Origin of the sequence: Klebsiella sp. CN_Kp066 (assembly GCF_040065135.1) — a bacterium.
Classification (GTDB): Bacteria; Pseudomonadota; Gammaproteobacteria; order Enterobacterales; family Enterobacteriaceae; genus Klebsiella; species Klebsiella oxytoca.
On the sequence record NZ_JBEAIU010000051.1, the window covers coordinates 114,603 to 137,670 of the forward strand.

Here is a 23,068-nt window from a genome sequence, read left to right on the forward strand (position 1 = left end):
ATTACGCTTTTTCGCCGCCGGCTTGTTTTGCCGATGCTCTGCCAGGGGATGACGAACTTTTGATGAACAGAGACACCAGCGCGCCGATGATCAGTAGCGCGACGGCGAACCATAAGCCGGACGTTGCCGCGCCGGTGCGATCCTCAAACGCGCCGAGAATAAACGGCCCGAGAAAGCCCCCGCACAGCCCGAGACAGTTAAGCAGGCCGAAGCTGCCCGCCAGCATATGCCCGCTCATGATCGAGGGGAGCCAGTTAAAAATGATGGATTGCATGGCGAAGAACATGAAGGCGGCCAGCGAGAAGCCAAGCAGCGCCACGCCGTGGCCGGCAATCGCGCCAATCGCCATGCCGGTCGCCATGACCAGATATCCGGCCATCAGCATGCTGCGCGAACGCTGTTCCGTCCGGGCGAAACGCGGCAGCAGGATCCCGCCAGCGGCGGCTGCGATCCACGGGATGGCGGTCAGCAGACCGATCTGCAGCGGAGTAAGCTGGCCCCAGCTACCGATGATCCCCGGCAGGAAATAACTCAGGCCGTAAACCGAAAACTGATGGGTAAAGTAAATCAGCACCAGTAACAAAAACACCCGGGTGGTGAGCGCGGTTTTCAGGGAAAATCGGCTTGGCGTATGGCGCGTCTCCTCGGCTTCTTTCTCCAGTACCGCGTTGATAGCCTGCACGTCGTCGCTGTCCAGCCAGCGGGCGTCGGCCGGTTTATCCGGCAGTCTGCGCCAGACGACGAAAGCCAGCGCTATCGCGGGCAGCCCTTCGATAAAGAACATCCACTGCCAGCCGTGCCAGCCGGACATTCCATCAAGGCTTAATAACAAACCGCCCAGCGGCGCGCCGATAATGTTGGCCAGGCAGACCCCCAGCAGGAACAGACCGGTGGCTTTAGCGCGCTCTTCGCGGCCAAACCAGAGGGTCAGGTAGTAAATAATGCCCGGATAGAGCCCCGCTTCGGCGGCGCCGAGCAAAAGGCGCATCACATAAAAGGACGTAGGCCCGGTGACAAACGCCATACCGCAGGAGATGATCCCCCAGGTGATCATGATGCGGGCGATCCAGCGCCGCGCGCCAATCCGGGTTAAAAACAGGTTGCTGGGGATCTCCAGCACCGCGTAGGTGAGAAAAAACAACCCGGCCCCGAGGCCGAATGCGGTTGCGGAAAGGCCGATATCCACCGACATGGTCGCTTTCGCCATGCCAATATTGGTGCGATCAATAAAGCTGATGATGTACGCCACGATAAGCAGCGGCATCAAATGGCGGTAGATCTTTTTATGGGTGCGCTGTAGCGGCGTCCCGTTTACCGCCTTTTCATTTATTGCGGACATGGTTATTATTTCCCCGTATTCGTGGTCAGAAGCCTTGCCGGGATCGAGACGATCCCGTTCGTCAGCTCACAGGTTGTCGCCGGGTGCTGACCCGAACGACGCCCGGCCCGAAGCCCCACTTCGGGCCGTCTTTTCCTAAGCGCCTTCGCGCTCGAACAGCATAGAAATCCCCTGGCCGCCGCCGATGCACATGGTGACCAGACCGGTGCGCGCGCCGCTGCGCGCCATTTCATACATCAGTTTGACCGGCAGGATCGCACCGCTGGCGCCCACCGGGTGGCCGAGGGCGATCGCGCCGCCGTTGACGTTAACGCGGGCTGGATCGAGACGCAGATCGTTCATCACCGCCAGCGCCTGGGCGGCGAAGGCCTCATTGAGTTCAATTAAATCGATGGCGTGAACATCCATATTGAGACGATCCATCAGGCGTCGGGTCGCGGGAGAGGGGCCAAACCCCATAATCTCCGCGCCGCAGCCGGCGACCGCCCAGCCGCGAATGCGCATGCGCGGAGTTAAGCCGCGCTGTTCCGCCTGCTGGCGGGTCATCATCACCAGCGCGGCCGCGCCGTCGTTAATGCCGGAGGAGTTGGCCGCCGTCACCACGCCGTCGGCTTTAAATGCCGGACGCAGCGCGGCGAGCTTTTCGCGCGGGGTGTCGCGCGGGTGTTCATCGGTCGCGAACAGGCGGGTCGCTTTTTTGCCGTCCGGCACCTCAAGGGCCAGAATCTGCTCGCGGAAGCGATCCTCAGCGATCGCCTTCAGCGCCTTCTGCTGGCTCGACCAGGCGAAATCGTCCATCGCTTCACGGGTAATACCGAAGCGTTGCGCAACGTTTTCCGCCGTGATGCCGTTGTGATAAGGCCCTTCCGGCCAGGTGAGGATGGAGATCAGTCCATCTTCCAGCTCGCCGTGGCCCATGCGATAGCCATCGCGCGCTTTGCGCAGGTAGTAGGGCAGCTGGGTCATATTTTCTGTTCCGCAGGCGACGACCACCTCGGCCTGGCCGCTTTGCAGCTGCATCATGCCGTCCGCCAGGGCCTGAAGTCCGGAGCCGCACTGGCGGTTAACCGAATACGCGGTGCTCTCCTGCGGGATCCCCGCCCGCAGCTGGCAGATGCGGGCGATAAAACCGCTTTCGGCGATTTGCCCGACGTTGCCGACGATCGTTTCGTCGATATCCTGCGGCGCAAGTCCGGCGCGGGCGATCGCTTCGCGAATGACCGCTGCTCCGAGGTCATGCTGGTGGGTATGCTTAAGACTGCCGTTAAACGTGCCAATAGCGGTACGGACGCCGCTGACAACCACAATATCATTAGCCTGTGTCATCGTTTTTCTCCTTACAGCACCATGCCGCCGCCGACGTTAATCACTTCACCGTTGATATAGCGCGCGCCGTCAGACGCCAGAAACGCCACGCACTCGCCAACGTCTTTCGCCTCCCCGGCGTAGCCCGCAGGGATTTTGTTGATCATGATTTGCCAGACGTTTTCCGGGACGCCGCGCGTCATATCGGTATCGATAAAGCCCGGGCAGATGGCGTTAACCGTGACGCCTTTTTTCGCCAGTTCGCGGCAGGCGGTTTTGGTCATTCCCACCACGCCGGCTTTTGACGCCGAATAGTTGGTTTGTCCGACGTTGCCAAGCCAGCTGGCGGAAGCGATATTGATAATGCGGCCCGCGCCGCGCTCGCGCATGCGGACGGCGGCCTGCTGCATACAGAGAAAAGTGCCCTTCAGATTGACATCGATCACCGTGTCCCAGTCCGCTTCGGAGAGTTTGTGCAGCATGGCGTCGCGGTTGATTCCGGCGTTATTCACCACAATATCCACCGGGCCAAACGCCTCTTCGGCCTGGGAAAACAGCGCTTCGACCTGCGCTTTTTCACCGATATTGCAGCTGATAAACAGCGCCTGTGCGCCCGATTCGCGCAGGGACGCGGCGGCGGCTTCGCCGTGCGCGTCGCGATCGGCGATGATCACTCGCGCGCCTTCCCGCGCAAGCACCTGAGCAATGCCAAAGCCGATACCGCGCGCGGCGCCGGTAACAATGGCGGTTTTACTGGCAAGTTTCATAGCTAATTTCCTTGTGAGTCAGAGGATGAATTCCGGGACAGATGTTCCGCGAGGCCGCAGGGCTGCGGGGTGAACAAGCGACTGTCCATAACCTGAAGATCCGCGGCGATCGCCGGACGAAAATCCATATGCGCCAGGATGTCGCGCTCAAGATCGATACCGGGGGCGATTTCCGTCAGCACCGGCCCCTCCGGGCGTAGTTCGAAAACTGCCCGCTCAGTGACGTAATGCATAGTTTGTCCTTTGGCGCGGGCCAGCTCGCCGTTGTAAGAAATCTGATTAACCCCGGCGACGAATTTACGTACCTCGCCTTCGTGCCGGATATGCAGGGCCCCTTGTTCACAGGCGATCTCCAGCCCTTTGGCGGTAAAAGAGGAGCAGAACACGACGTGGCGGGCATTCTGGGTGATATCGATAAAACCGCCCGCGCCGGGGCAGGATGCGCCGAGCCGCGTGGCGTTGACGTGGCCGTGCGGGTCCATCTCGCCGGCGCCCATAAAGGTGATATCGACCCCCGCGCCGTTGTAATAAAGCATTTGATCCTGGTGGCTTATCATCGCGCTCAGGTTACGACCAATGCCGAAATCAACGCCGCCCGCCTGCTGCCCGCCGTAGATCCCTGATTCCACGGTGATGGTGACCTGCTCGCCGAGCCGTTCTTCGTGAATGATGGCGCCAATAACATCATTGGGAATGCCGGTGCCGAGATTGATGACGCAGCCTGGCGTCAGGTAGCGGCAGGCAATTCGTCCGATAAGCTTGCGCAGGTCGAGCGGCAGCGGCGCGTTCTGCGCGGCGGGTAGCTGGATATCGCCGCACAGCGCCGGATCGAAGTCCCAGCTGGAGGTCTGGCGATGATCCGCTTGCGGCTCTTCGCACACCACAATGGCGTCGATCAGGTTGCCGGGAACGGTGATGCTTTTCGGATGCAGCGAGCCTTTCGCCACGCGATATTTCACCTGCGCCAGCACCTTCGCCCCATAGCGTCTGGCGGCGAGAACCGCGTGCAGAACTTCCAGCTTCATCACCTCTTCATCGGTCGTGAGGTTGCCCTCTTCATCAGCATGGGTGCCGCGCACAATAACCACGTCCAGCGGAATGGCCGGGTAGAACAGATATTCGTCGCCGCGAAACGTCACGTGCTCGATCAGATCGGACCGTTCGCGGGTGCGGGCGTTCATCCGCCCGCCTTCCATGCGCGGATCGACAAAGGTACCGAGCCCGACGGGGGAAAGCCGCCCGGTAAGCCCGGCGGCCATCGCGCTATAGAGATGGACGATCTGCCCCTGCGGCAGGCACCAGGCTTCCACTTCGTTGTTGTTGATCATCGCCATCCAGCGCGGCGCCAGGCCCCAGTGCGAGCCGATAAGCCGCGTCACCATACCCGGATGGGCGAAGTGCTGGATGCCGCGCTGGCGATCGCTTTGCCCAGCGGCATGCAGCAGCGTCAGGTCGCGCGGTTCGCCCGCGGTCAGAAAGCGCGCTTCGATAGCGCTTAAAATGGACTCCGCCGCGCCGATAAGCGTCATCCCGACGGTGCAGACGGTGTCGCCGCTGGCGACCCACTGCGCCGCTTGATGGGCGTCGATAAATTTGCTGCTCACTTTTTATCCTCCGTTGATAGCGTGATGATGGATTCCGCGAGGCGCGTTTTGAGCTGCTGTTTGCTCACTTTTCCGTTATGGGTACGCGGTAAAACGCGGGTGAAAATAATGCGCGCCGGCAGCTTAAAGCGGGCGATTTTGATCTTTAGCCAGCCGAGGATCTCTTCGCTGGTCAGGTGGTGCTGGCCGTCCGGCACGATAAACGCCACCGGCTCTTCGCCATAGACCGGGCTGGGGGTCGGGATCACGGCAACTTCCCGCACTCCCCGATAGGTAGAGAGGATGTTCTCCAGCTCCAGCGAGTAGATCTTCTCTCCGCCGCGATTGATCATGTCCTTGCTGCGGTCTTTGATGTACAGCCAGCCTTCGTCGTCGAGATAGCCCAGATCGCCGGTACAAAACCAGCCCTGCGCATCGCAGCTCGGGCGTCGTTCGCTGTGCTGCCAGTACTCGCGGATCACCACATCGCCTTTTAGCCAGATATGCCCGATTTGCCCGGCGGGGAGGGGCTGCTGGCGATCGTTGCGGATCGTAATGGCGAGGCCGGGGATCGCCTGGCCCGAACTGCCGCATTTATCGCTGCCCCAGACGTCGCCCGGAAAAATCGTCGCGGGCGAGGTCGTTTCGGTGAGACCGTAGATCGGCTGAATCGCCGTATGCGGAAACAGGGTTTTTAACTCGTTGATCAGTCCGTCGCTCAGGTGGCCCGCGCCGCAGGCAATCGTGCGTAGCGCGGGAAAATCGCCCGGATGGCTGGCGCTCTGCTCGCGCGCGGCCTGGCACAGCAGGATAAAAATGGTTGGCGAGCCGTGCAGAAAGGTAATGTTCTTCTCGCGCAGGGTGTTGATCACCTGCGGGGCGTTGAACCGGTGCTGAAGCCAGATGCTCGCGCCGAGGCTAATAAACAGCGCCAGCAGCGCCGACAGGCCGGTGATGTGATAGATAGGTACCGCCAGAATGGTGCTATCCGCGGCGGTGAGATTCAGTTTTTGCGTATAGGCGTCAATCGCGCAGAGCAGGTTATTGTGCGTGATAATCGCCCCTTTCGGTTCTCCGGTGGTACCGGAGGTGAACATCATCACCGCCGTATCGTCGCGGTTAATCGGGACCGGCTGGCGGGTCAGCGGTTCGGGAAGTGAGAGCGCCTGCCATTCGCTGAGTGAAACCGCGCGCGCGTCGGGGGTGTGTTTCAGCCAGTCCTGTACGGTCGCATCGAACAGCACGACCCGCGGGGCGATATGGCCCACCAGCTCCTCGCTCTCGGCCTGCTTAAGCTTAGTGCTGAAAGGCACCACTTCGATGCCCAGACCAAGCGCGGCAAAAAGGACTTCGCAAAAAGCGGGATGATTCCCCCAGGCCAGCAGGATTCGGTCGCCTTTGCGCAGCGACCAGACCTGGTCAAGCTGCGCCATCGCTCGCTGTACCCGCAGGTGAAAATCGCGGTACAGATAGCGCCGATCCTCAAACGCCAGCGCCAGGGCATCCGGGCTACGGGCGGCGCTGTGGCTCAGGGCCTGGTACAGATTCTGGAAGTCGGCGGAGGTGCTGCTCATTTGTCTCTCCTGATATTGCGTATTGACTGGAAGTAGTCTGGGGAAATTCAGGAGAGGAAATTGCCGAATGGCTCACAATAGAAAATCAACAAAACAGAAGCAATTTTGTAACATTGCACAATAGGCAGGAGAGGCCGGGTGGGGGGGAGAAAATCTGGAATCAGGCAGGCTTTTGTAAAGCCTGAGGAAGCCCGCTTTTAGACCCGTATTAACCGGGCCTAAAAGGGAGAAGGGGATCAGGCCGGCCGCTTAGCGCTTAAAGGCATCGAACTCGAGCCGTTCGCCATCGGGGCCGCGAATAAGCAGGAAGCGCACGTTGTCTTCTTCTATCGGCCCTTCATCGAGCGGATAACCGAGCGCCGCCAGCCGCTGCTGCACCGCATCCAGGTCGCGGACTTCCAGCGCCAGATGATCGATACCGCAGCGAGGAGCGTCAAAGGGCGTTCCTGCGGGAAGCTGATACAGCTCGAGGACGGCGCCCGCCATTTCCAGGAACGCGACTTCAATAGTGCCCTGCGGCGACGGCTTGCTAAACCGCTGCTGGCGCTGAAAGCCCAGCGGTTCATAGAAGGCAAGCGAACGCGTTAAGTCACTGACCTGATAGCCAATATGAGCAATCGTGTTGATAAGTTCGCGCATGTTATACCCCCTTACGCACGCACCAGAAACCGTAGAAAGCGACATACACAAAGCACAGGAGCGGAGCGATAAAGGCGATTTGCATATTGCCGCCGTTCATATCCGAGATAATGCCCATCACCAGCGGAATAACGGCCCCGCCGATAATCGACATCACCACGATCGAGCCTGCGGTCTGGGTATCTTTCCCCATCCCTTTGATGACCAGACCAAAGTTCGTCGGCCAGCATGGCGCCATACAGAAGCTGACCAGAATGAGCGCATAGACCGCCAGCATTGAACTGCTGAATACGGCAACCAATAAAAGGACAGTGGCGGCCAGGGCAAAGCTACCGAGCAGCAGCGCCGGGTTCAGGCGGTTCATCAACCAGGTGGCCACGGTTTTACCCACCGCGTAAATCACCAGAGAAGCCAGCAGCCAGTAGGTCGCGGAGTGCTCGCTGGTGCCCTGCTGCACGAGCTGCACAAAGCGAATCGTGAAGCTCCATACGCCAACCTGGGCGCCGACGTACAAAAACTGCGACAGGATCCCGAGGCGAAAGCGCGGGATAGCAAACAGGCGTTTCAGCGTAGGTCCCATGCTTTCCGTCGGGAGTTGCTGCTGCTGAGAGGGCGTGCCCTTGCACGACGGGAATTTAATAAACACGAACACCAGCGCCAGCACCACCAGCACGGAGCCGATAATCAGATAGGGTCCGACCACCTGGCCGACCATTTGATGGCGCGCAGCGTCCGCGGCGGCGGCGGGCATCGCCAGCAGCTGTTCATGGCTCGGATCGTTCTCGCCAAACACCATCACCTGGCCAATCAGCACGCCGGAAATCACGCCCAGCGAGTTGAAGATCTGCGAAAAGTTAATGCGCTGGGTGGACGATTGAATCGGGCCCAGCAGGCTTGAATAGGTGTTTGCCGATGTTTCCAGAAAAGAGAGTCCGCAGGCGATCACCCCCAGGCAGGCGAGGAACGCGCCGTAGGTCATGATCTGCGCGGCCGGAACGAACAGGAAGCAGCCGAGGGCGTACAGGCACAGCCCAATAATGATCGCCGCTTTATAGGAATAACGCTTTATCAGCGCCGCCGCAGGCAGGGCGACAAAAAAGTAGCCGAGGAAAAAAATCGACTGCACCAGCGCCGTCTGGGTATCCGTTAAATCGAAGCCCTTTTTAAACTGGGCGATCAAAATATCATTCAGGTTGCCCGCCATCCCCCATAGCGCAAACAGGCAACAGACCAGTAAAAATTGCAGCCAGGGGGTATGCGGTAAATACGCGCTGGTGTCCAGTTTTTCATTGTGGACCGCCGCTTTATCGACCTTATCCGTGATTAGCGTACTCATTGAGCTATCCTCTTAATGGTTTTTATACAGTAGGGTTTATGCCATTTCATAATCAGAGGCGGCACGCAAAAGCCGTTCTCGTGCCTCCTGGTACTCAGGTAAAGATGATGCGCCCTGCTTTTCGACGCTGACGGCGGCGTAGGCCGCCGCAAATCGGGCTGCGGCATGCAGCGGCTCGCCGCAGGCCAGTCGCGCCGCCAGCGCGCCGTTGAAGGCATCGCCCGCGCCGGTGGTATCGCGGGGATGAGAAGGAAAGCACGGAATAGGGGATTTCACGCCCTGCTCGCTCAGCAGGGCGCCCTTTGCGCCGAGGGTGATAATGACGTTGCGCGCGCCTTGAGCATGCAGCGCATCGGCGGCCTCGGCCGCGGCCGCCAGAGAGTCAACCCGGCGCCCGGTCATTAACCCGGCCTCCGTGGCGTTCGGCGTGAGCAGATCCACTTTGCTTAGAAAGGCGTGCTCAACGGGCTGCCAGGGCGCAGGATTGAGCACCACGAAGGCCCCGGCCTCTTTGCCGGCGTCAACGACCTGCTCAATGGCGGAAAGATTGTTCTCCAGCTGAACCAGCACCACATCCGCGCAGCCGATAGCGGGAATGCAGCCGGCGATTTCATCATCAGTCACCGTCATATTCGCGCCGGGGTCGACGGCAATCATGTTTTCGGCATCATTGCCGGCCACATAAATCAGCGCGTTGCCGGTGGGGACGTCTTCGGCGACCAGCAGCGTCACGGCATTGAAGCCCACGCCTTTCAGATGACGGCGGGCAAAATGGCCGAAGGTATCATTGCCAATCTTGCCGATATAGTGGACATTCGCCCCCGCTTTTAGCGCGGCGGTGGCCTGGTTCGCCCCTTTCCCCCCGGCGCTGGTCATACTCCCGCAGGCCACTAACGACTCGCCCGGTACCGGAAAGCGCTCCACCCTGGCAACCATGTCGAAATTGAATGAACCAAAAACACAGACTTTTCCTGACATCATTCGCTCCTTTATACGAGCTCGGGGGAGTGCAGCGCGGCGGACAGATCGCGGGACATTTTTTCCCAGGCCTGCTCAAGCGGCATATCCGGGCGGAATAAACCGCTGCTGCCCATGACCAATATCTGCGCTCCGGCTCCCAGCAGCTCGCGGTAGGTGTTGCGATTGCATGAGCCGTCGACTTCCAGCAAGAAGCTGAGGTTGCCGCTCTCTTTTAGCTGATGAAGCTGCGCGATTTTGGCGAGCATTTCGGGAATAAAAGGCTGACCGGCATAGCCTGGATCGACGGTCATCACCGTCACCTTATCGAGCAGATGCAGATAGTGCTGGATGCTCTCAACCGGCGTGGCGGGATTGAGCACCACGCCCACCTCTTTCCCCGCCTGGCGAAGCATATTGATGAGCCGGAAGGCTTCGCGGCAGATGGTTTCCGGATGCAGTGAAATAGCGTCAGCGCCGGCTTCTATCAGCGACGGGATAAACGAGGCGGGCTCTTCGACCATCAGGTGGACATCGATGGGAAGCGATGTGTAGGGACGAATTTGCGCCACAAAGCTGGCCGATAGCGCCAGATTTTTGACATAGTGGCCGTCCATTATGTCGACATGCAGCCTGTCGGCTTTGCCGTTTAAAAAGTGCAGCTGTTCCGTCAGCTTCATCATGTCCATACACATGAGCGAGGGAGAAAGGTAATAACGCATAAGGCCTCATTTATTCCGGTAGTGGCTGATTTCAGGCAAAGTCTGGCCCTGCCGCGGGAAGCAGCGTTTCGACATTGCGCGTATTAACCGTCACGTCATGACGGCGTACTCAGGCGATTTGTAGGCCGACGTTATGCCAGGTCATCTCTTTTTCCAGCAGCGGATCGACAAACTTTTCGGTCACCAGACAGTCCAGCTCGCCCAATCCGCCGATGCGCGCGACGCCTGTTCGCCCCAGCTTGCTGCCGTCGACCAATGCCACGGTCTGACGGGCCGCCAGCATCATCTGTTTCAGCAGGGCTGCGTGGGCTTCCGTACCCGCATATAAGCCGCTATCGCGCTCCAGACCCTGGCAGGAGAAAAAGAGCGTATCGATGGCATACTCGCGCAGCGTTCGTGAGGCAGTTTCACCGAAGAACGACTCTTCGGTCGGGGAGAAGTCGCCCCCCAGCCCCACGAGATGCAACGAGCGTCGGCTCATCAGGGTTTGTAAGATGCGGATGGAGGGCGTAATAACCGTTAACGCCATCTCCGGCATCTGCCGGGCCAAAAACCAGCTGGTGCTGCTGCCGTCCAGGACGATGGTCTTTCCCGGCTGGAGAAACTGCAGCGCTTTACGGGCAACGCGCATTTTGCCTTCGCTGTGCAGCAGCGTTCTTTGCTGAAAGCTTCCCTGGCTATCTTCGACCGGCAGGGCGGACGCTGCCGCTCGGGTCGTCGGCAGCGGGTTTTCCGCCGCCAGCGCTCCGCCGTGGCTCCGATTTAAGATCCCTTTCCGTTCCAGCTCGCTCAGATCGCGGCGAATCGTTTCCCTTGAGACCCGAGTCGCTTGCGCAATCTCATTTACCCGCATCACGCCGCGTTGGCCCAGCAGTTCAACAATCAAACGATGACGTTCCAGCGGCAACATAGCTCTCTCCTGAAGTACATAATCAGATTACCTTTCCCTTGCGCAGGGCGTTGAGACCTCGGGAATGTCCGGCGAAGGCGAGCTTTTCGCTGCCGGACAGTGTGATAGCGCACGCATTTCGGCTGCACTGCCGCCAGCGTTTTTGCTATCTCGCCCGCTATTCAGGCATAAACAAAAACAAACAAAAATAAATGCAATATTGCCTTTGCGCCCGTTTATGACCGTTTGCGCCCGCTCTGCCAGGGCACTGTTCATTTCTTGCCTGCTAATTAAAAACAAATGAAAATAAAAAAATGCTAAATCGATCACGTTATTTTCATTTGATGCGTTTTTAAATGGATTCAAGCCGAATAACAGCATTAAATGAAAGCAATTAAAAACAAAGAGCAGGATAAGACCATGAATGAAACAACCCGTCGTTTTGCACGTTTAGTTGACCTGAGCGCAGTCCAGGCCACCAGTACCGAAGCGGACGTTCGCGCCTGCGCCGAGCTGGCTGCCCGATACAACATTATTTCCGTCCACGTTCTGCCCTGCTGGACGCGTTTTCTCAGTACGTTGCTGCCGCAGCAGGGCACGGGAGAGGTGATGATTGGCGGGCCGGTCGGTTTTCCCGGCGGCGGGCATGCCACCGACACCAAGGTTCAGGAGGTGCGCCAGCTGATTGCCGACGGCGCCCGCGAAGTGGATATGGTGGTGAATATCGGCAAAGTGTTATCCGGCGATTATGACTATGTGCGCGAAGATTTGCGCCGCGTGGTGGAAGCCGCCGCCCCGGTACCGGCTAAAGTGATCCTCGAAACGCACTATCTCAATGAGGAGCAGATTCGCCGCGTGTGCGATATCGCCGTAGAGGTGGGGATGAAGTGGGTCAAAACCTCTACCGGCTGGGCGCCCACCGGCGCCACGGTGGAAAAAGTCAGCATCATTGCCGACCAGCTTAAAGGCCGAATCGATATCAAAGGGGCCGGAGGCATTCGCGATCTGGCCACGGTGCGCGCGCTCTACCAGCTTGGCGTCCGCCGCTTTGGCATGAGCCATGGCGCAGTAACAAAGGTGCTGGCTGAACTGGAGCAGCATCCGGAACGTTTTCCCGAGCTGAACGCCGATTAAACTGAGAGACCGCGGGCCTGATGGCCCGCTTTAAGACGTCACCGGAGTCAGTGATGAAAGATAAAATACTCACGATTGATGTTGGCACTGGCAGCACCCGCGCCGCTATTTTGCGCATTGACGGCGCGATGATCGGCTTTGCGCAAAGAGAGTATGAGCAAACCACGCCGCGTGCGGGCTGGTCAGAACAGGCCCCTTCTCTATGGTGGCAGGCCGCCTGCGACTGCATACGCGAGGTGCTTTACCGCTATCCTGAAACGGCTGCGCAGATTGCGGTTATTGGCGCCTGCGGGCAAATGCACGGTACCGTTCTACTGGACGATCGCGGCGAGCTGGTGGAGGACAGGGCGCTGCTGTGGAATGATAAGCGTAGCCAGCCGCAGGTGGATGCCTTTAGCGCGCGCGAAGGGCGGGAGAAGTGGCTGGCGCATTTAAATAATCCACCCGCGGCGGCGTGGCCCGCTTTTAAATTAGCCTGGTGGCGTGAACATCATCCGGAGCGCTGGCCGCAGCTCGCCAAAGTGTTAATGCCGAAGGACTATATTAATTTCATGCTGACCGGCGCCCTGGCGACCGACTATAGCGAGGCGTCCTGCTATTTCCTGATGGACAGCGAAACCCGCGCCTGGTCTTCGCAAGCCTGCGAAACGTTTGGTCTGCGGGTCGATCAGCTACCGGATCTTAAACTTTCCAGCGACATAATCGGCCAGGTGACCCCACGCGCAGCCGGCCTGACGGGCCTGCCGGCGGGTATCCCGGTGGTTGCCGGTACGTCGGATATGGCGGCCTCTTTACTGGGTTCGGGAGTGTATGAACCGGGGATGGCGTCCGACTCTACCGGCACGTCGACGCTGATTACGGTGGTATCGCCGCGGCCGTTGCGCCATCCGTTGGTCAATAACCTTCATCTGGCTAACGCGGCCTGGGGCGGATTTACGATTCTCGACGCCGGCGGCGATGCCGTCCGCTGGGCGCGGCTGGCGCTGGCCGATAACCAGATTACGCATCCGCAGCTTTTGCAGGAAGCGGCAGCGGTGCCGGCGGGCGCGGAAGGGCTGCTCTTTCTTCCCTATCTGACCGGAGAACGCCTGGCCGAACACACGAACTCGCGGGCGCAGTTTTTCGGCCTGCAGCGTAAGCATCGCCGCGGTCATTTATTCCGCGCGGTCCTGGAAGGGGTGGCCTTTGCGTCCTGGCGCAATCTTCGCCAGCTGCAGGCGTGCGGGCAATATCCGCAACAAATGATCGCTTCCGGCGGCGGCGCGCGCAGCCCGCTGTGGCTTGAAATCAAAGCCGCGGCGTACAATCTTCCGATATTATCTACGCGCAATCAGGAGAATGGCGTCACCGGATGCGGTATTATCGCCGGGGTTGGCGCGGGGCTGTACGCCGATTTTGCCAGCGGCGTGAAGCAGACGGTGCAGTTCGACAAACTGATTTCGCCAGATCCCCGTCTGCGGGATTATTACCACGCCTGCAGCGAGCTTTTTGATACGCTGTACCGGCAATCCGCCGCCTTATACGACAGGCTGGATGCGCTCAGCGTGGGACCCGACTGATACGCAAAGGTAAGCCAGCGCCGCATCGCGCGTAACGTGCCGTAAATAAGAGAGAGGCAGAATGTTTGCAGAAGAAAGACAGGAGAAGTTGCTCAGTATTCTCAGGGAAAAACGCAAAGTGGCTGTTTCTGAGATGTGTGACGTCTTTAATGTATCTGGCGCCACCATTCGTGCCGATCTCCGCCAGCTGGAAGAGGAGGGGCTGCTGACCCGTACCCACGGCGGCGCCGTTCTTCGGACGCGGGCGAGCTTTGAACAGGCGTCGGACGCGCGCGAAATTGTTAACCTCAGCGCGAAAGAGCGGATCGGCCAGCGCGCGGCGGCGCTGGTTGAGGATGGCGACATTATCGTGCTGGATACCGGTACCACGACTCTGCATATCGCGCGCAATATTCGCGACCGACAGAACGTTACGGTGGTCACCAATGATTACCAAATCGCCCGCGAGCTGGAAGCCAGCCCCTCTATTCAAACCATTCTGCTGGGTGGGATCGTCAAGAAGGGATACCACTGCGTGGTGGCGATCAACGGACGTTCCATACTTGATACCCTGAACGTCGATAAAGCGTTTATGGGCGCCAATTCGCTGTCGCTGAAACACGGCGCCTGCGTGGCCGATATCATGCTGGCAGAAACGAAACGCGGCATGGTTGAACACGCCAGTCAGGTGATTATCGTCTGCGACTACAGCAAGCTGAATAATACCTCGCTTGCCCAGTTTACCGCCGCGGATCGTATTGATACCGTGGTGGTGGATCGTCTGCCTGATGACGTTCAGGCGTATCGTAATGCCGGCATTCAGGTGATCTCTCTGGATGAAGAGGCGCATCTCTAGCGTGCGGTTCCGGCGGCGCTAATTTAGCGGGAGAAGACGTTTTATTTTACGCGTTGCCTCTGTGGTAAAACTTTTCTCTTTATTAAATGCGTAACGACCTGTCTGGGTTGGGGGCAGCGCCTCTTCTCTGGCATATTCTGCTGTGATGCCTGCGGTAACCCACGGATATGATTAACGAATTTCCTCCGAAAAGCCGGGGGTAATCTACAGAACCCGCGCCACTTCATGTATGATTTTTCTCCCCGTTCGGGCGGCTGCGCTGATTTTCACCGGCCGCGCGCCGAGCGGTCGATCATTGCGGATAATGATTCAGGCGAAGAATATGATTCATCGCCAACGATAAATAACAATCCCGACCATCTTTCAGAACGCTGAATTATCGTGAGGGCATCACAGGGAGCATGACTATGAAAGGCGCTTATCTCGCACTTGCGCTCGGTTTATTTACCGGTTCGGCGCTGGCGGCCGAGCGGGTGATCCATTTTGGCACCAGCGCAACCTATCCGCCGTTTGAATTCGTCGACGGCAATAATCAGGTGGCGGGTTTTGATATTGATATCGCCAGAGCGGTATGTAAGGAGCTACAGGCTACCTGCAGCTTCACCAATCAGAGTTTTGATAGCCTTATTCCGGCACTGCGTTTTAAGAAAATGGATGCGGCGATCGCCGGGATGGATATCACGCCGCTGCGTGAGAAGCAGGTGGATTTTTCGACGCCGTACTTCAACGAACTGTCGGCGGTGGCGGTCGTGCGCAAAGATACCTTCCACACCTTTGCCGATTTAAAAGGCAAGAAGCTTGGTCTGGAGAACGGCACTTCCCATCAGCGCTACCTTCAGGATCGCCATCGTGAGATTGCGTCGCAGGCCTATGACAGCTATCTGAACGCGCTTGTCGATCTGCGTAACGGGCGGCTGGACGGCGTGTTTGGCGACGTATCGGCGATGAAAAACTGGTTAAAGGAAAACCCGGATTTCGTCATCATGGATGAGCGCGCCACCGACCCGGAGTATTACGGCAAAGGGCTGGGCATTGCGCTGCGTAAGAGCAATCCGCTGCTGGCGGAGATCAACCAGGCGCTGGAGAAAGTGATGGCTTCCCCTGAATACAGCGAAATTAAAGATCGCTGGATTAAATAATCCAGCCGATAGCGACCGGGAGTCTTAACTATTCTGCGTCACGCCCGTTCTTCGCCAGGAGCGGGAGCGATTCGTGACGCATTTGTTTTATATGCCAGTAAAACCTCTTTCTGTCGCTTAAAACGTCGTAATCCCTTCTTCGCCTTTCTGGCGCCCGGAATAGCGACTTTATAGCCGAATTTATTCTTCTCTTCGCCACGCGGGGACGGGCGGTGCGCCACCTTCGCTTGCTGGCAGCGGATAGCGGCTTATCCGTTCTTGCGGGTAACGTTTTTTTCACAATGACAATTGTGCTTTTTATCGCTCTTTCCCCTCGCTGAGCATCTCAGGCATGTATTTATTAAGGTTATTGGTAGACAACAGCGTCGGCTGAACGGCACGGATAGCTACAAAAATAATTATATTTAACTGTTTGTTTTATAAATAAAATATCATCTAAGATGCTCTGTTTTATGATGTCAATCACATTTCCTCTCTCGCCAACTTTAAATCTGTAAAAGTAGACGTTTGTCGACTTTTCATCTAAAAAGTTGGGGGAAGGGACTAGACAGGACCATTATTAGGTTATCAAATGGTTAAATAACGTCACATTAAATGTGAATGATTGGCCTTGTGTATAAAAGGCCAACACGCTTTCCGCTGCGCTAAAGCGCTGCGGACATCTTTGGGAGAAGTTATGCATTCCTCTGTTAATAAAAATGAATCTCGGACCTTTTTCGGTCATCCTTACCCGCTCGGTTCGCTGTTTTTCACCGAAATGTGGGAACGGTTCTCGTTTTACGGCATTCGTCCATTACTGATCCTGTTTATGGCGGCCACCGTCTATGACGGCGGGATGGGGCTGGCGCGTGAGAACGCTTCGGCCATCGTCGGGATTTTTGCCGGGACCATGTATCTTGCCGCGCTGCCCGGCGGCTGGCTGGCGGACAACTGGCTCGGGCAACAAAAAGCGGTCTGGTATGGTTCGATACTGATCGCGCTGGGCCATCTCTCCATCGCGCTGTCGGCGGTGATGGGCGATAGCCTGTTCTTTATCGGCCTGATGTTTATCGTGCTCGGTTCCGGCCTGTTCAAAACCTGTATTTCGGTGATGGTTGGTACGCTGTACAAGAAAGGCGATGCGCGCCGCGATGGCGGCTTCTCGCTGTTCTACATGGGCATCAACATGGGCTCGTTTATCGCCCCGCTGATCTCCGGCTGGCTGATCAAATCCCACGGCTGGCACTGGGGCTTTGGCATCGGCGGCATCGGGATGCTGGTCGCGCTGATAATCTTCCGCGTCTTTGCCGTCCCGGCGATGAAACGCTATGACAGCGAAGTCGGCCTCGATTCCACCTGGAATAGCCCGGTAGTGAAACGAAACGGCGTCGGCGCATGGCTACTGGCGCTGACGGTAGGCGTAGCGGTTATTGTCGCGTTGATTGCCCAGGGCGTTATCGTGATTAACCCGGTGGCGGTGGCCAGCGTGCTGGTCTACGTGATTGCGGCGTCGGTGGTGCTCTATTTTATCTACCTGTTCGTCTTCGCCGGGCTGAGCCGTAAAGAGCGCGCCCGCCTGCTGGTATGCTTTATCCTGCTGATTTCGGCGGCCTTTTTCTGGTCAGCGTTTGAGCAGAAACCGACCTCGTTTAACCTGTTCGCTAACGACTATACCAACCGTACGATCGGCTCGTTCGAGATCCCGGCGGTGTGGTTCCAGTCGATTAACGCCCTGTTTATCATTCTGCTGGCGCCGGTATTTAGCTGGGCCTGGCCTGCGCTGGCGCGCAAAAACGTACGTCCGAGCAGCATCACCAAGTTTGTTATCGGTATTTTGTGCGCGGCGGCGGGCTTTGGCCTGATGATGCTGGCGGCGCAAAATGTCCTGAGCAACAACGGCGCGGGCGTTTCGCCGATGTGGCTGGTGGGCAGCATTCTGATGCTGACGCTGGGCGAGCTGTGCCTCAGTCCGATTGGTCTCGCGACCATGACTCTGCTGGCGCCGGAAAGAATGCGCGGCCAGATGATGGGGCTGTGGTTCTGCGCCAGCGCCCTGGGGAACCTGGCGGCGGGTCTGATTGGCGGTCACGTGAAGGCCGATCAGCTGGATATGCTGCCTGACCTGTTCGCACGCTGCTCCATTGCGCTGCTGATCTGCGCCGCGGTGCTGTGCCTGCTGATTGTTCCGGTGCGGCGGATGCTGGAAAACACCAAATCCAGCGAGCAAAAACCGGCGGCGAATGCCTGACGGCGAAAGCGGTAAATAAAAAGCCGGCGCTCTGCGCCGGCTTTTTATTGGTCAAACCCCGGATTGCGGCGCGAAGCGCCTTATCCGGGCTACCAGACCTGCAGACGGCGGTGAGTGGGGCTCGCAGACGGCGGTGAATGGTGGGGGTTACCGGTCCGCAGACGGTGGTGAACCTGTAGCCCGGGCAAGGCGCGTTAAGCGCCGCCCCCGGGAACAGGGCGCAGTGCGGCAGAATTCCTGGAGGCGATGCTGCGCATCTGTCCGGGCTACCAGACACGCAGACGGCGGTGAGTGGGGCTCGCAGACGGCGGTGAATCGTGGGGGTTACCGGCTTACAGACGGCGGTGAACCCGTAGCCCGGGCAAGGCGCGTTAAGCGCCGCCCCCGGGAGCAGGGCGCAGTGCGGCAGAATTTCCCGGAGGCGATGCTGCGCATCTGTCCGGGCTACCCAACAGCAGACGGCGGTGAGTGGGGCTCGCAGACGGCGATGAATTGTGGGGTTACCGGCTTACAGACGGCGGTGAACCTGTAGCCCGGGCAAGGCTCGTTAAGCGCCGCCCCCGGGAGCAGAGCCTGGCGCGAGTAGGGAAATTCACGGCTATTGCGCCACTTCTTTCCCTGCGGACGCCACCGCCGGGCCGCGGTAATCGCCGCCCAGGGCTTTAATCAAGGTGATATCGGTGCTGAGCCGCTGGGCCTCGATATCCAGCAGCAAAAGCTGCTGCGCGATGGCCGGACGACGCGCCTCCTGCGCCGCATAGTAGCTGACCAGTCCGCGCTGATGGTGCGCGCTGGCGCTGCGGGTGGTCATCATCGCCGCCGCGACTTTCTGCTGCTGCAGCGCGGCCTGCTGGTTCAAATCGTTCAACTGGCTGGAGCTAATCGCCACGTCGCGCACCGCGTCCAGCACCGCCTGGTTGTACTGCTTAATTAAAATATTGCTCGCCGTACGCGTCGATTTCAGGTTGGCGTTTAAGCGCCCGCCGTCAAACAACGGCAAATAGAGCCCCGGCAGCAGGTTGATCTGCTGGAATGAGGACTTAAACAGATCGCCGACGCTCAGCGCGTTGTAGCCCCAGAAGGCTTTGATATCGAAGTGCGGGTAAAACGCCGCTTTTGCCGCGTCCACCTGGTTCATCGAAGCGCTGACGTAGCCGCGCAGCGCCTGCAGATCCGGGCGACGGGCCAGCAGTTCAAACGAAAGCGAATCCGGGAGCGTTTCCTGCAGCGCCGGCAGCGGCACGGGATGAATCTCCGGCATGCTATGCGCATCGGCGCCAATCAGCGCCCGCAGCGTTTCCCGATACTGCGTCAGCGTCCCCTGCGCCGTAATCACCTGCTGCTGCGCCGCCAGCAGCTCTGCCTGGGCGTTGGCGACATCGACGCTATCCTCCACGCCGCGCGCGGTACGATGCTCATGCGCCTGCACCGAGAGCCTGGCGATGGCCTCCAGCTGATTAAGTAATGCGATTTTCTGGAAAGTTGCCTGCATCGCGAAATAGAGCTGGGCCACGCTGCTGGCAAGATCCAGCTCGATGCCGGCGGTCTCCGCCTGGCGGGCGTTCTTTTCGCCAATCGCGGCGGCAACGCGGGCGCGGTCGGCGCCCCATAAATCGATATTCAGCGTCGCCCCGACGCCAACCGTATTCAGCGTGTACCAGGGGCCGTTTTTATCCACCGGCAGGGAGAAGGAGTAGGGCCAGGTGAACTGTTTATTGGTGACCCGCAGACGGTTTTGCGCCGCCACGGCGGTGGCCTGCACGCCCATTGCCGACTGCGCCAGCTCGACCGTGGACTGCGATTGCGAAATACGCAGCCGCGCCGCCTGCATGGTGGGGGAGTTCTGCAGCGCGCGATTGACCAGCATATTTAGCTGCGGATCCTGATAGCCTTCCCACCAGCGCGCCGTCGGCCAGCCGCTATTCGCCAGATGGATCACCTGCGCCAGCTCGGCCTGCTGCGGATTGACCAGCGGAACCTGGCCGGGATCGTCCTGAATTAATGCGCACCCGGTTAACAGCGTCAGGGCGAAGGCAAACACCGGGGAGCGCGCGGCGCGCGGGAGAGTAGAGGTTTTAATCATGATTGCATTGCCTGTCGCGGAATATCGGAAGACGCAAATGGCCACGCCGGCAGAGCGGCCAGCGCGTTGACCAGCGGCGCGCCAAATGGATTCGCCGGGTCCGGGAGAAGCGCCTGAGGGCGTTCTACGGCAGTTTGCTGCGCGTCGATATCGGCAGCGTAGCCTTCAAGCCGCCGGGCGCAGCGGGGTAAAAAAGTATCCCCCGGCGCGGCGTACAGACGATAGCCTTCGCTGAGGCGCAGGATCTCTTCCGCCTGATGGAACGTCGCCCGCACCGGCCAGTTTTTGGCTTCCGGCCACGGGTGGGCGTAGGTTCCCAGCGGCTCGGCGGCTACCCGGTTGATTAAGGTTTCGCTCTCGGTCAGCGCGGCAAATAGCGGTACCAACTGAACCTCATCGTCGCTTGAGGAGAGGGTCTGCGCCAGCTGGCGATAAAGCTGCGCCAGACGCGCTTTGAGCTGCGGGGCTTCGCTATCCGGCCATAAATAGAGATGTACAATCGAGGAGACCAGCACGCCGAGCAGGATACCGATAACCCGGTCGCGCAGTTCGGTAAGGTTGCTGAGCGGGCCAAACCAGCTGAGGAACGCCAGCGCAAAGGTGAAACCTATCTGGATCCCGGCGTAGGCGATGCGCTCTGAGCCTGCCGCAATCCACGCGGCCAGCGCGAACACCGGCAGGGTCATCGCCAGCAGGCCGCTCAGCGAGTCGGTCCAGGGCTGCACAAAGACGATCAGGAGCAGCGCAATCAGCGTCGCCAGCAGCGCGCCGCCGATACGCAGCCACGTTTTCTGCATGGTAGCGCCCAGACCCGGCTGGGCGACAATGACGCAGCTCAGCATAATGGTATGGATGCCCTGCCAGTCGGCGGCGGTATAGAAAACGTAGCACAGCAGCGTCGCCAGCAGCGTTTTCAGGGCAAAGTGCAGATAGACTGGATTGGACCACGCGTCCGGCAGCAGCAGCGGCGCTTTTTCCACTTCACCCTGCGGTAACGCGATGGTTTCGCCGCGCGCCAGCCGCGACAGCACCTCGGCGATCTCCTGCAAAATGGCGCTGTTATCGCTATCGCGTGGGACCATTAACGGCTCCATATCCGCCGCCGTGGGGCTGGGCAGATTATCCGCCAGCGCGTTCAGCTCGCGGGCTATCCGCTGGCGCACATCGGAATGGTCGCGGCCCGGTTGTAGCAGCGCCGTTAAATGGTAGCAGCGCAGCGCGGCGGCCATCAGCGATTGCCAGGCCTGCGGGCTGGCGGCAATCTCCGGCGTGGCGCGGGCGGCTTGCTGGTACAGGGACTGCAACTGGTTAAACTGGCCGGCGATCTCTTTAAAGGAGGGGTGCGGCGCCCCGCCATCCGGTTGGCTAAGAATCCGCGCCGTCTGGCGTAGCATGACCACCAGCCGGGCTTTAAACTGATAGCCGGGGAACGCCTGTTGGAAGCAGGCGTTGACCAGCAACGTCACCAGAATGGCGGTGTTAATCGCCACCCATAGCCACAGCAGCAGGCGTACCAGAATTTCGCTCTGGCTGGTCATCGACGGGAAGGTCTGGGCGTAGATGACTGCCAGCGCCACCACGAAAAACGCCAGCCCCAGCTTGCCGAGGACCCGCATCAGGTAAATCGCACAGAAGAACAGGATCACCGAGGCAACCAGGCGAATTAGCGGATAGTCATAGGTCCACTTAATAATCAGCAGTACGCCGCCCAGGGCGACGCTGACGGTCACCACGAAAACCACGCTGACCAGCTTAATCATCAGGACGTTAGGCTGGCTGACGTAAAACACCACGATCAGCGCCACGGCGAGGAAGGGAATATGCAGCGTCATAAACAGCACAATCAGCACCGCACAGCTGAGCGTCAGGCGCAGGGTATAGTTCGCCCGCCCCGGCGCATCGCGGAGTTCCCGGGTCAGAAACGGCCACAAGCTTTGCATGCCGTCTCCTTATTGCGGCTGGAGAACGGCGCTGGCGGAAGCGCCCATGCGAAACAGGTTCGGGTCGGGATCTTTGACGGCGATTTTAACCGGGAAGCGCTGGGAGACATGGACCCAGTTGATGCTCTTCTGAATAACCGGCAGGCCTTCAATGACGCTGCCGCCGTCGGGCAGAACGCCGGTGCCGACCGAGTCGACTACGCCCTCGAAGGTGCGGCCATGGTTGGTCATTACGGTAATTCTGGCCGGAACGCCGGGCCGAACACTCTGCAAGTCGGTTTCGCGGAAGTTTGCCACCACGTACCAGTGGTCGTCATCCAGCAGGGTAAAGACCGGCTTAAGGGCCGAGGCGTACTGGCCGATCGTCGTCTTCAGCGCCACCACCACGCCGTTAAACGGCGCGCGCACTTCGGTAAATTCGAGATGCAGCTCGGCCAGCGCAATTTGCGCCAGGATCCCCGCGCGCTGCGCCACCATGGCATCAACGCCGGTCACGGCCGCGGAAGCCTGTTTCGCCTGCAGCAGGGTGGCCTCCAGTTCGGCGCGCGCCGCTTTTTCGGCCGTTCGCGCCTGATCCAGATCTTCTTGTGAGGCAAACCCCTGCGGTACCAGCGGCTCAAGGCGTATGCGTGAAGAGGTGGTCTGCTTAACCAGCGCTTTAGCGCGTTCAACGGCGGCATTGACCGACTGCGCGTTGTACTCCTGCGCTTTGATCGTGCGCTGGGTCAGCATAATCTGCGCATCAAGCGTGGTCAGCCGCGCCTTGGCATCATCAAGCATCGCCTGGTAGGGACGCGGGTCGATGCGGAACAGCAGATCGCCTTTTTTCACCCGCTGATTGTCGCGAATCGGCATTTCGACGATCCGCCCGCTCACTTCCGGCACCACGTCGATGGTGTCGGCATAAACGTAAGCATCGTTGGTTTCCGGCGAGGTTTGCAGCTGCCAGATAACCAGAATCAGCGCCACGATCGCGGCGAGAACGAGCGCCAGCAGGGGCCATTTTTTGCGGATAACGCTTGAGCGGGATTGGGTCATAG

General features: G+C 59.2%; 20 protein-coding genes. 6 read left to right on the top strand and 14 right to left on the bottom strand.

Annotation, left to right across the window (positions count from 1 at the left end):
• Position 1: 1 nt before the first annotated feature.
• The 11 genes from ABLV75_RS20205 to ABLV75_RS20255 all read right to left on the bottom strand — a co-directional run bounded on the left by ABLV75_RS20205 (position 2) and on the right by ABLV75_RS20255 (position 11,441).
• A complete protein-coding gene (locus ABLV75_RS20205) occupies positions 2-1,339 on the bottom strand; it encodes an MFS transporter (protein ID WP_004105428.1) in 1,338 nt (445 codons plus the stop codon).
• 135 nt (positions 1,340-1,474) lie between these two features.
• Positions 1,475-2,665 (bottom strand): thiolase family protein, encoded by a 1,191-nt coding sequence (locus ABLV75_RS20210; RefSeq protein ID WP_004105426.1) that lies wholly within the window; start codon positions 2,663-2,665, stop codon positions 1,475-1,477.
• An 11-nt stretch (positions 2,666-2,676) separates the two neighbouring features.
• Entirely contained in the window at positions 2,677-3,411 is a 735-nt protein-coding gene (fabG, locus tag ABLV75_RS20215) for a 3-oxoacyl-ACP reductase FabG (protein WP_004105424.1), read from the bottom strand.
• 2 nt (positions 3,412-3,413) lie between these two features.
• Complete coding sequence (locus ABLV75_RS20220; RefSeq protein ID WP_004105422.1) at positions 3,414-5,015, bottom strand: acyl CoA:acetate/3-ketoacid CoA transferase; 1,602 nt, start codon at positions 5,013-5,015, stop codon at positions 3,414-3,416.
• Complete coding sequence (locus ABLV75_RS20225) at positions 5,012-6,568, bottom strand: class I adenylate-forming enzyme family protein (protein WP_070585598.1); 1,557 nt, start codon at positions 6,566-6,568, stop codon at positions 5,012-5,014. Before ABLV75_RS20225 ends, ABLV75_RS20220 begins: the two co-directional genes overlap by 4 nt.
• 249 nt (positions 6,569-6,817) lie before the next feature.
• On the bottom strand, positions 6,818-7,207 hold the full coding sequence (locus ABLV75_RS20230; protein WP_004105420.1) for a VOC family protein: 390 nt from the start codon (positions 7,205-7,207) through the stop codon (positions 6,818-6,820).
• A gap of 1 nt (position 7,208) precedes the next feature.
• Positions 7,209-8,543, bottom strand: a complete 1,335-nt coding sequence (gene fucP, locus ABLV75_RS20235) for an L-fucose:H+ symporter permease (RefSeq protein WP_004105419.1) — start codon at positions 8,541-8,543, stop codon at positions 7,209-7,211.
• A 36-nt stretch (positions 8,544-8,579) separates the two neighbouring features.
• A complete protein-coding gene (locus ABLV75_RS20240; RefSeq protein WP_016809705.1) occupies positions 8,580-9,521 on the bottom strand; it encodes a ribokinase in 942 nt (313 codons plus the stop codon).
• 11 nt (positions 9,522-9,532) lie between these two features.
• Entirely contained in the window at positions 9,533-10,222 is a 690-nt protein-coding gene (alsE, locus tag ABLV75_RS20245; protein WP_004115216.1) for a D-allulose 6-phosphate 3-epimerase, read from the bottom strand.
• Between the two features lie 109 nt (positions 10,223-10,331).
• The gene (locus ABLV75_RS20250) at positions 10,332-11,132 is read right to left on the bottom strand and encodes a DeoR/GlpR family DNA-binding transcription regulator (RefSeq protein ID WP_004105414.1); all 801 of its coding nucleotides are present in this window, start codon (positions 11,130-11,132) and stop codon (positions 10,332-10,334) included.
• A 27-nt stretch (positions 11,133-11,159) separates the two neighbouring features.
• Positions 11,160-11,441 carry a hypothetical protein gene (locus ABLV75_RS20255; RefSeq protein WP_162098317.1) on the bottom strand — a complete coding sequence of 94 codons (282 nt, stop codon included), beginning with the start codon at positions 11,439-11,441 and terminating at the stop codon, positions 11,160-11,162.
• Positions 11,442-11,495: 54 nt separating this feature from the next.
• On the opposite strand from ABLV75_RS20255, the gene deoC reads away from it, so the two are divergent.
• From deoC to ABLV75_RS20285, 6 genes are all read left to right on the top strand, one after another.
• Positions 11,496-12,245: a deoxyribose-phosphate aldolase gene (deoC, locus tag ABLV75_RS20260; protein ID WP_032705146.1), complete on the top strand. Its 750-nt coding sequence runs from the start codon at positions 11,496-11,498 to the stop codon at positions 12,243-12,245.
• Positions 12,246-12,298: 53 nt separating this feature from the next.
• Positions 12,299-13,804, top strand: a complete 1,506-nt coding sequence (locus ABLV75_RS20265; RefSeq protein WP_023321578.1) for an FGGY-family carbohydrate kinase — start codon at positions 12,299-12,301, stop codon at positions 13,802-13,804.
• A 61-nt stretch (positions 13,805-13,865) separates the two neighbouring features.
• Entirely contained in the window at positions 13,866-14,639 is a 774-nt protein-coding gene (locus ABLV75_RS20270) for a DeoR/GlpR family DNA-binding transcription regulator (protein WP_009654966.1), read from the top strand.
• Positions 14,640-15,046: 407 nt separating this feature from the next.
• A complete protein-coding gene (locus ABLV75_RS20275) occupies positions 15,047-15,778 on the top strand; it encodes an arginine ABC transporter substrate-binding protein (protein WP_004105407.1) in 732 nt (243 codons plus the stop codon).
• Between the two features lie 676 nt (positions 15,779-16,454).
• Complete coding sequence (locus ABLV75_RS20280; protein ID WP_004115211.1) at positions 16,455-18,005, top strand: peptide MFS transporter; 1,551 nt, start codon at positions 16,455-16,457, stop codon at positions 18,003-18,005.
• A 400-nt stretch (positions 18,006-18,405) separates the two neighbouring features.
• The gene (locus tag ABLV75_RS20285) at positions 18,406-18,537 is read left to right on the top strand and encodes a hypothetical protein (protein ID WP_259655796.1); all 132 of its coding nucleotides are present in this window, start codon (positions 18,406-18,408) and stop codon (positions 18,535-18,537) included.
• 66 nt (positions 18,538-18,603) lie between these two features.
• Here the strand turns inward: ABLV75_RS20285 and ABLV75_RS20290 are convergent, their stop codons facing one another.
• Genes ABLV75_RS20290 through mdtN form a run of 3 tightly spaced genes read right to left on the bottom strand, consistent with a single transcriptional unit; the run spans position 18,604 to position 23,066 of the window.
• Positions 18,604-20,088, bottom strand: a complete 1,485-nt coding sequence (locus ABLV75_RS20290; RefSeq protein ID WP_004105400.1) for an MdtP family multidrug efflux transporter outer membrane subunit — start codon at positions 20,086-20,088, stop codon at positions 18,604-18,606.
• Positions 20,085-22,028: a multidrug transporter subunit MdtO gene (locus ABLV75_RS20295; protein ID WP_004105398.1), complete on the bottom strand. Its 1,944-nt coding sequence runs from the start codon at positions 22,026-22,028 to the stop codon at positions 20,085-20,087. Before ABLV75_RS20295 ends, ABLV75_RS20290 begins: the two co-directional genes overlap by 4 nt.
• A 9-nt stretch (positions 22,029-22,037) precedes the next feature.
• Positions 22,038-23,066 carry a multidrug transporter subunit MdtN gene (gene mdtN / locus ABLV75_RS20300; RefSeq protein WP_004105396.1) on the bottom strand — a complete coding sequence of 343 codons (1,029 nt, stop codon included), beginning with the start codon at positions 23,064-23,066 and terminating at the stop codon, positions 22,038-22,040.
• Positions 23,067-23,068 lie beyond the last annotated feature (2 nt).